This is a genomic window from Mesorhizobium loti CJ3sym, assembly GCF_000472785.1.
GTDB lineage: Bacteria > Pseudomonadota > Alphaproteobacteria > Rhizobiales > Rhizobiaceae > Mesorhizobium > Mesorhizobium loti_E.
Window position 1 is genome coordinate 83,553 of the sequence record NZ_AXAL01000030.1, and the last position, 6,746, is coordinate 90,298.

The window sequence follows — 6,746 nt, forward strand, 5'->3', positions numbered from 1 at the left end:
GCTCGAGCCGGCGCCGGTTGCCTCCGCAGGACGATTATCTGAGACGCGATATCGGCCTGCCGGAGCTCGAGGAGCTGCCACAGTACTGGGACTTCACCCGGAACCACTGAATACGCGCAGCCATCCGACGCCACAGCGGGAGCGGCGGCTCCCGTGCACCTTCACCAACGAGGAGAGAAAATGAACATCCATCTGTGGACCAAACACCTCATCAACCTGTCGATCCTGTCGATCGCGGCCACGGCCGCGAATGCTCACGATACGGGCAGGCTGGATGAGCAGGTGCGGGCAGCCAACAGCCGTTTCGAGAATGTGGCGATGGCCACCGCGGAAGGCTATTCGCCGATCCCTTGCGCCAGTGGCATCACCGGCGGCGCCATGGGCATCCACTATGTCAACCCGGCCTATCTGAAGGACGATGCGGTCGATCTCGCCAAGCCCGAAGCGGTCATGTACGAGCCGATGGCGGACGGCAAGCTGAAGCTGGTGGCTGTCGAGTACATCACCTCGAAAGGCCCGGCCTCGCTGGAGGGTCAGCTGTTCAACTTCAACAGCGCGCCCAACCGCTACGGTCTCGGCCCGTTCTATGAGCTGCATGTCTGGGCCTGGAAGAAGAACCCGACCGGCACCTTCGCCGACATGAACCCTGATGTGTCGTGCGACGCAATGAAGGCCGACGGCATGTAGCCGGCCTTCGCCCCGGGACTGGCCGGCATCCATAGCCCATCCAAGGCGGGGGCGGGCGGACATCGGCAGGTCCCGGGGGTCACTCACCCCCCAGCGAGCCGCGAAAGATCAATTGCTGGCCGACAGCACCAGCACTGGCTTGTCACTGTACAGCGCCGGAAACAGCTGCTTCAGGTTCGCCACCTTGGGCAGGTCGTTGTAGACGATGTAGGGATAGGTCGGGTTCAGCGTCAGAAAGTCCTGGTGATAGTTCTCGGCCGGGTAGAACGTCTTGCCGGTCTCGATCGTGGTGACGATCGGCGCGCCAAACAGCTTGGCTTTGTCGAGCTGGGCGATGTAGCTCTGCGCGATCTTTGCCTGCGCATCGTTTTCGGCAAAGACCGTCGAGCGGTACTGGGTGCCCGAGTCCGGCCCCTGGAAGTTGAGCTGCGTCGGGTTGTGGGCGACCGAGAAATAGACCTGCAGCAGCTGGCCATAGGTCACCTTCGACGGGTCATAGGTGATCTCGACGGATTCGGCATGGCCGGTGCGGCCGGTGCCGACGGTCTCGTAGACGGCGTCATCCTTGGCGCCGCCGGTGTAGCCGGAGACAGCCTTGCTGACGCCCTTGACGTGCTGGAACACGCCCTGCACGCCCCAGAAGCAGCCGCCGGCGAAGATTGCCTTTTCGCTGCCGCTGGCGGCCTTTTCGTCCATTGCCGGCGGCGGGATCACCACGGCGTCTTCCGCAGAGCGCGCTGGGGTCTGCCAGAAGGCGGCCGCCGCCACCGCTGCAAAACCGAGCACGGCCAGCGCGCCGCGGGTAAAGAACGGCCGTGTCTTTTCGATACCGGTCATGTTCTGATCTCCTGTTGTTGTTCCAATATATACGACGCGAGCCGAGAAGCAGTTCTCAATTTGCCGTGCGGCGCTGCCCCTCATCCGGCCCTTCGGGCCACCTTCTCCCCAAGGGGAGAAGAGGTTGGCGCCGGCTCTGACAGTCTCCTCTCCCCACCGGGGAGAGGTCAGCCGAGCGAAGCGGAGGCTGGGTGAGGGGGAGCCTGCCTGGCTTACTGCGCCGGCTTCATCGCATCCGCCGCGGGCTTCATCGCGTCGGCGGCCGGTTTCATGGCATCCGCCGCAGGCTTCATTGCGTCGGCGGCTGGCTTCATCGCATCCGCCGCAGGCTTCATGGCATCCGCTGCCGGCTTCATCGCATTGTCAGCTGGCTTCATGGCGTTGGTGGCCATCGGGTCGGCCGGCTTCATCGCATCGGTTGCCGGTTTCATGGCATCCGCCGCTGGCTTCATCGCATTGGCGGCGGGTTTCATGGCGTTGGTGGCGTCATCGGCGCGGGCGATGCCGCCGGCCAGCAGCATAGTCGAGCTCAGAGCGAGGGCGAGTGCGGGCAGCGTCAAGCGGGAAAAGGTAGTCATGATGGTCTCCTTGGGTTGTTGGGGTGACGGCGGATTGTTGGGGTGACGGCTCATGCCGTCGGTATTTCGCGACGCCGCTCGTGCGGCGTTGCGCAAATTCTTGTTGAGGCGAGTTTTCTAGTTCGTCGCGGCGGCGAGGATCGGCCCGCCGCCCGGTGATTGCACCAGCACGGCGGTGGTGAGACCACTGGGCGCGGCGGGCAGCGCATAGGCGGTGGCGTCGCCGGTCCAGCTGCCGAGTTTTGTCAGCCCATGCACGACGTTGGCGTGCGGCAGCGTGCGGCCGGTGTTTTCGCCACGCGCCACCGGCACCTGCACGACGCCCTTGGCATAGCGCACCAGCCAGACATCGGCCTTGCCGCCGGGTGCCGCGCCGGCGCCGATCGAGACCTTGCCGTCGCCAAGCGACAGCGAAGGACCGCCGGTCTTGGCCGTCGCCGCGATCAGATGCTCGATTTCGCCCGGTGCGGCACCGACGACATCGGCGTGGCCGTTGACCACCACCTGCGGCGTGAACGGCCCGTCATGGCCGAGCGGCGGCTCATAAGACACCTGGCGCTGGGTGAATTCCTGCTTGCCGAACGTGTCCTTCCAGCCGAGATAATCCCAGTAGGTGACGTTGAAGGACAGCGCCAGCACGCCCGGCTGGTCCTTGACCTTGATGAGATTGGCGTTGGCCGGCGGGCAGGACGAGCAGCCCTGGCTGGTGAACAGCTCGACCACGCTGAGCGGCTGCGCGGCCGCGGCACCGAGCGAGGCCGCGAGCGCGAGGGCTCCCAGGCTGGACAATGCGATCAGCTTGCTGCGTTTGGACATTGGCTGGCTCCCGTGGGTGACGGCGCCGATATGCGCCGCTCATGTCCCCACTTCGTTGCCGCCACGGGCTTCGTTACAGCGCTCACCGGTTTGTGATGAGGGGCGCCTCTTCCTTCTCCCCTTGTGGGAGAAGGTGTCGCCGAAGGCGACGGATGAGGGGTGTTCCAGGGAACACCAACGCCTCACTCCGCTGGAGCACCCCTCATCCGTCTCGGCGCTGCGCGCCGATCACCGCCAGGGGCGAGTCACTGGCCTGCCGGCCATCTCCCCCGCAAGGGGGAGGGCCGCGTCAACCTTACTGCGTCAGCGCTGTGTCCGAGGGCCGCTTGTTGAAGTCGCACTTGCCGGTGACGTTGTAGAAAAAGTCGGCATTTGCGGACGGAGTCGGCACCGTTGTGCCACCGTCTTCCCAGGCTTGATAGCTGGTGACGCCGCAAGGCACGATGGAGAAGATGTCGACCTTCGTCCCGGTCGCGGTCTCGATCAGGCTGTTCGCATCCACCCCGCTATAAAGTCGGTTGGAGGTGCTCGCATCGTCCGAGTTGAGGTATTGCGGGTTGCCCGATGGCACGTACATCTGAAGAGAGAGGCCACCCATCTGGCTGACATCGATTGCCGCGCCTGAGCCGTTGGCCGGATACATGGTGTCGACGCAGGTTGTCAGATATTTGTTACTGCCGCTGGTCTGCGTGATCGCACCGGCGGGGAGATTGTTGAAATTGTTCACCTTGGCGGTGGTGCAAACTTGCGACTGGACGAGCGTCTTGATGTCCGCGCCACCATTGTTGGTGATCGTGTACACGTTCGTGGTGCCGTAGCCCTTCGGATCCCCGAAGCCGTTATAGGCATACTCGATAGACATCAGCGCTTTGGCCGTCGTCGCTCCAAATTGGGTGCCGTAGAGCGTCATCGTCTTGTTCCACCAGCCCGACACCTTGGTGATCTTGAAGGTCGCATTGACCAGCGCCGGCGGCTTGCTGACCGCCGACGCGACGGCAACGGGCACGCTGTCGATCCTGGCGATCTTCATGAAAATGGTCGGCATGGAGAAACTTGCCGAGGCCTGGCCGGTGGCGGCGGCGGTGGTGGTACCAGCCACAAAACTGTTCAGCGTCGCAGTGCCCAGGCCACCATTGGCGGTGAAGGAATCCTGCAGCGCCGTTTGACGCTGCGCCAGCGTCGAGGTGGTGTCCATGGTGGTGATCGACAGCAGCGCGGCATCCAGCGCCTGCTGCTGGTTGGACCGGGTTTGGATCGCGCTGGTATAGTCGACCGAGAAGCCGATCGCGGATATAATCGGCACCAGCATGAGAAAGAACAATGGCACTATCGAGCCGCTGCGCGACTCCATGAACCTGACCGCAATCCCCCGCATTCTCAGCCCTTTCAACGTAATATCCGGCAGAGCTAACATACGAGTCTGAAATTATGCTCTAATGCGTTTGGTTAAATTTTATCGATATTCCCGCAATTCGGCCGAAATGGTCGGCACAGGCCGCCGCTTGCCGCAGCTTTCCGCCCCTGCTAAAGCGCGCGGATGAGCACGCCCCTCGACCACATCCGCAATTTCTCCATCGTCGCGCATATCGACCATGGCAAATCCACGCTTGCCGACCGGCTGATCCAGTCCACCGGCGGGCTGGAGCTACGCGACATGAAGGAGCAGGTGCTGGACTCGATGGACATCGAGCGCGAGCGCGGCATCACCATCAAGGCGCAGACGGTGCGGCTGAAGTACCGCGCCAACAATGGCGAGGACTATATCCTCAACCTGATCGACACGCCCGGCCATGTCGACTTCGCCTATGAAGTCTCGCGGTCGCTGGCCGCCTGCGAGGGCTCGCTGCTGGTCGTCGACGCCAGCCAAGGCGTCGAGGCGCAGACGCTGGCCAATGTCTACCAGGCGATCGACAACAACCACGAGATCGTCGTGGTGCTGAACAAGGTCGACCTGCCGGCCGCCGAGCCCGAGCGCATCCGCGAGCAGGTCGAGGAGGTGATCGGCATCGACGCTTCCAACGCCGTGCTGATCTCGGCCAAGACCGGGCTTGGCATTCCCGATGTGCTCGAAGCCATCGTCCACCAATTGCCGCCGCCGCGCGAGGGCGATGCCAACGCTCCCTTGAAGGCGATGCTGGTCGATAGCTGGTATGACGCCTATCTGGGCGTCATCGTTCTTGTGCGCGTCATCGACGGCGTTTTGAAAAAGGGCCAGACCATCCGCATGATGGGCACCGGCGCCAAGCACCTGGTCGAGCGCACCGGCGTGTTCACGCCCGCCCGCATCAATGTCGACGAGCTTGGCCCCGGCGAGTTCGGCTTCTTCACCGGCTCGATCAAGGAAGTGGCCGACACACGCGTCGGCGACACCATCACCGAGGACAAGCGCCAGACGGCAAAGGCCCTGCCCGGCTTCAAGCCGGCGCAGCCGGTGGTGTTCTGCGGCCTGTTCCCGGTCGATGCCGCCGATTTCGAGGATCTGCGCGCCGCCGTCGGCAAGCTGCGCCTCAACGACGCTTCTTTCTCTTATGAGATGGAAACCAGTGCAGCGCTCGGCTTCGGCTATCGCTGCGGCTTCCTTGGCTTGCTGCATCTGGAAATCATCCAGGAGCGGCTGGAGCGCGAGTTCAACCTCGACCTGATCGCGACCGCGCCCTCCGTCGTCTACCGGCTGCAGCTCAATGACGGCACGGAGAAGGAGCTGCACAACCCGGCCGACATGCCCGACGTGGTGAAGATCGCGTCGATCGAGGAGCCGTGGATCCGCGCCACCATCCTGACCCCCGACGACTATCTCGGCGGCATTCTCAAACTCTGCCAGGACCGGCGCGGCATCCAGGCCGACCTGTCCTATGTCGGCAAGCGCGCCATGCTGACCTACGATCTGCCGCTCAATGAAGTGGTCTTCGACTTCTATGACCGGCTGAAATCGATCTCCAAGGGCTACGCCTCCTTCGACTACCACCTCACCGACTACAAGGAAGGCGACCTGGTGAAAATGTCGATCCTGGTCAATGAGGAGCCGGTCGACGCGCTGTCCATGCTGGTGCACCGCACGGCGGCGGAAAAGCGCGGAAGGCAGATGGTCGAGAAGCTCAAGGAGCTGATCCCCAACCATCTGTTCAAGATCCCGGTCCAGGCCGCGATCGGCGGCAAGGTCATCGCCCGCGAAACCATCTCGGCGCTGCGCAAGGATGTGACCGCGAAGTGCTACGGCGGCGACGTCTCGCGCAAACGCAAGCTCTTGGACAAGCAGAAAGAAGGCAAGAAGCGGATGCGCCAGTTCGGCAAGGTCGATATCCCGCAGGAGGCGTTTATCCAGGCGCTGAAGATGGGGGATTGAGCGGTCCGGCCTTCGGCCGGACGCATCGACCCGGTGGGTCGATGCGAGCGCAAATCCGGGTGGGAGCTGCCGCAGGCAGCGGGTCCCACCCCGGGGGTTGCGGAAGTGCGGTGACTCGCACTTAAGGCATACCGCTGACTCCAGTGAAGCTCAAGAGTCATGTACGATCACGCAGCGGTGCTTGTTATTCTGCGGCCTGGGGGACGAAATTTGGATATATCTCATCTAGGCTCAGGACTCATTGATCAGAGCCAGAAGATTACGGTTGCAGCGATGCAGATCGCGGACATGAAGGTGTGGGCGCAGCGGTCATAGCGTGTGTGGATGCGCCGCCAGTCCTTGAGCCTGCCAAACATGTTCTCGATCTTATGGCGGCTTTTGTAGAGCAAGGTGTCGTGCGGGATCGGCAGATTGCGGTTGGCTTTGGACGGGATACAGGCGACTATGCCGCGCTTGGCCAGGGCCGTGCGGAACCAGTCGGCGTC

General features: G+C 63.1%; 7 protein-coding genes. 2 read left to right on the forward strand and 5 right to left on the reverse strand.

Annotation, left to right across the window (positions count from 1 at the left end; genetic code table 11):
• The first annotated feature begins 180 nt into the window (after positions 1 to 180).
• On the forward strand, positions 181 to 687 hold the full coding sequence (locus A3A9_RS0131140) for a hypothetical protein (RefSeq protein ID WP_027062126.1): 507 nt from the start codon (positions 181 to 183) through the stop codon (positions 685 to 687).
• Positions 688 to 795: 108 nt separating this feature from the next.
• Here A3A9_RS0131140 and msrA read toward each other — a convergent pair whose 3' ends face one another.
• The 4 genes from msrA to A3A9_RS0131160 all read right to left on the reverse strand — a co-directional run bounded on the left by msrA (position 796) and on the right by A3A9_RS0131160 (position 4,293).
• A complete protein-coding gene (gene msrA, locus A3A9_RS0131145; protein ID WP_027062127.1) occupies positions 796 to 1,524 on the reverse strand; it encodes a peptide-methionine (S)-S-oxide reductase MsrA in 729 nt (242 codons plus the stop codon).
• Positions 1,525 to 1,736: 212 nt separating this feature from the next.
• Positions 1,737 to 2,102, reverse strand: coding sequence for a hypothetical protein (locus A3A9_RS0131150; RefSeq protein ID WP_027062128.1), 366 nt, complete (start codon positions 2,100 to 2,102; stop codon positions 1,737 to 1,739).
• A 117-nt stretch (positions 2,103 to 2,219) separates the two neighbouring features.
• Positions 2,220 to 2,918 carry a DUF1223 domain-containing protein gene (locus tag A3A9_RS0131155; protein WP_027062129.1) on the reverse strand — a complete coding sequence of 233 codons (699 nt, stop codon included), beginning with the start codon at positions 2,916 to 2,918 and terminating at the stop codon, positions 2,220 to 2,222.
• Between the two features lie 295 nt (positions 2,919 to 3,213).
• Entirely contained in the window at positions 3,214 to 4,293 is a 1,080-nt protein-coding gene (locus A3A9_RS0131160; protein ID WP_027062130.1) for a pilus assembly protein TadG-related protein, read from the reverse strand.
• Between the two features lie 162 nt (positions 4,294 to 4,455).
• Here A3A9_RS0131160 and lepA point away from each other — a divergent pair, with 162 nt between their 5' ends.
• Entirely contained in the window at positions 4,456 to 6,261 is a 1,806-nt protein-coding gene (gene lepA, locus A3A9_RS0131165) for a translation elongation factor 4 (protein WP_027062131.1), read from the forward strand.
• A gap of 245 nt (positions 6,262 to 6,506) precedes the next feature.
• On the opposite strand, the gene A3A9_RS0131170 is transcribed toward lepA, so the two are convergent.
• The coding region (locus A3A9_RS0131170; protein ID WP_027062132.1) for an IS5/IS1182 family transposase at positions 6,507 to 6,746 on the reverse strand (240 nt) is incomplete at its 5' end.

What these genes read in the sequence shown, in the direction of transcription:
- A3A9_RS0131140 (WP_027062126.1), top strand. Translation starts at nt 181, where the DNA reads ATGAACATCCATCTGTGGACCAAACACCTCATCAACCTGTCGATCCTG.
- msrA (WP_027062127.1), bottom strand. Translation starts at nt 1,524, where the DNA reads ATGACCGGTATCGAAAAGACACGGCCGTTCTTTACCCGCGGCGCGCTG.
- A3A9_RS0131150 (WP_027062128.1), bottom strand. Translation starts at nt 2,102, where the DNA reads ATGACTACCTTTTCCCGCTTGACGCTGCCCGCACTCGCCCTCGCTCTG.
- A3A9_RS0131155 (WP_027062129.1), bottom strand. Translation starts at nt 2,918, where the DNA reads ATGTCCAAACGCAGCAAGCTGATCGCATTGTCCAGCCTGGGAGCCCTC.
- A3A9_RS0131160 (WP_027062130.1), bottom strand. Translation starts at nt 4,293, where the DNA reads ATGCGGGGGATTGCGGTCAGGTTCATGGAGTCGCGCAGCGGCTCGATA.
- lepA (WP_027062131.1), top strand. Translation starts at nt 4,456, where the DNA reads ATGAGCACGCCCCTCGACCACATCCGCAATTTCTCCATCGTCGCGCAT.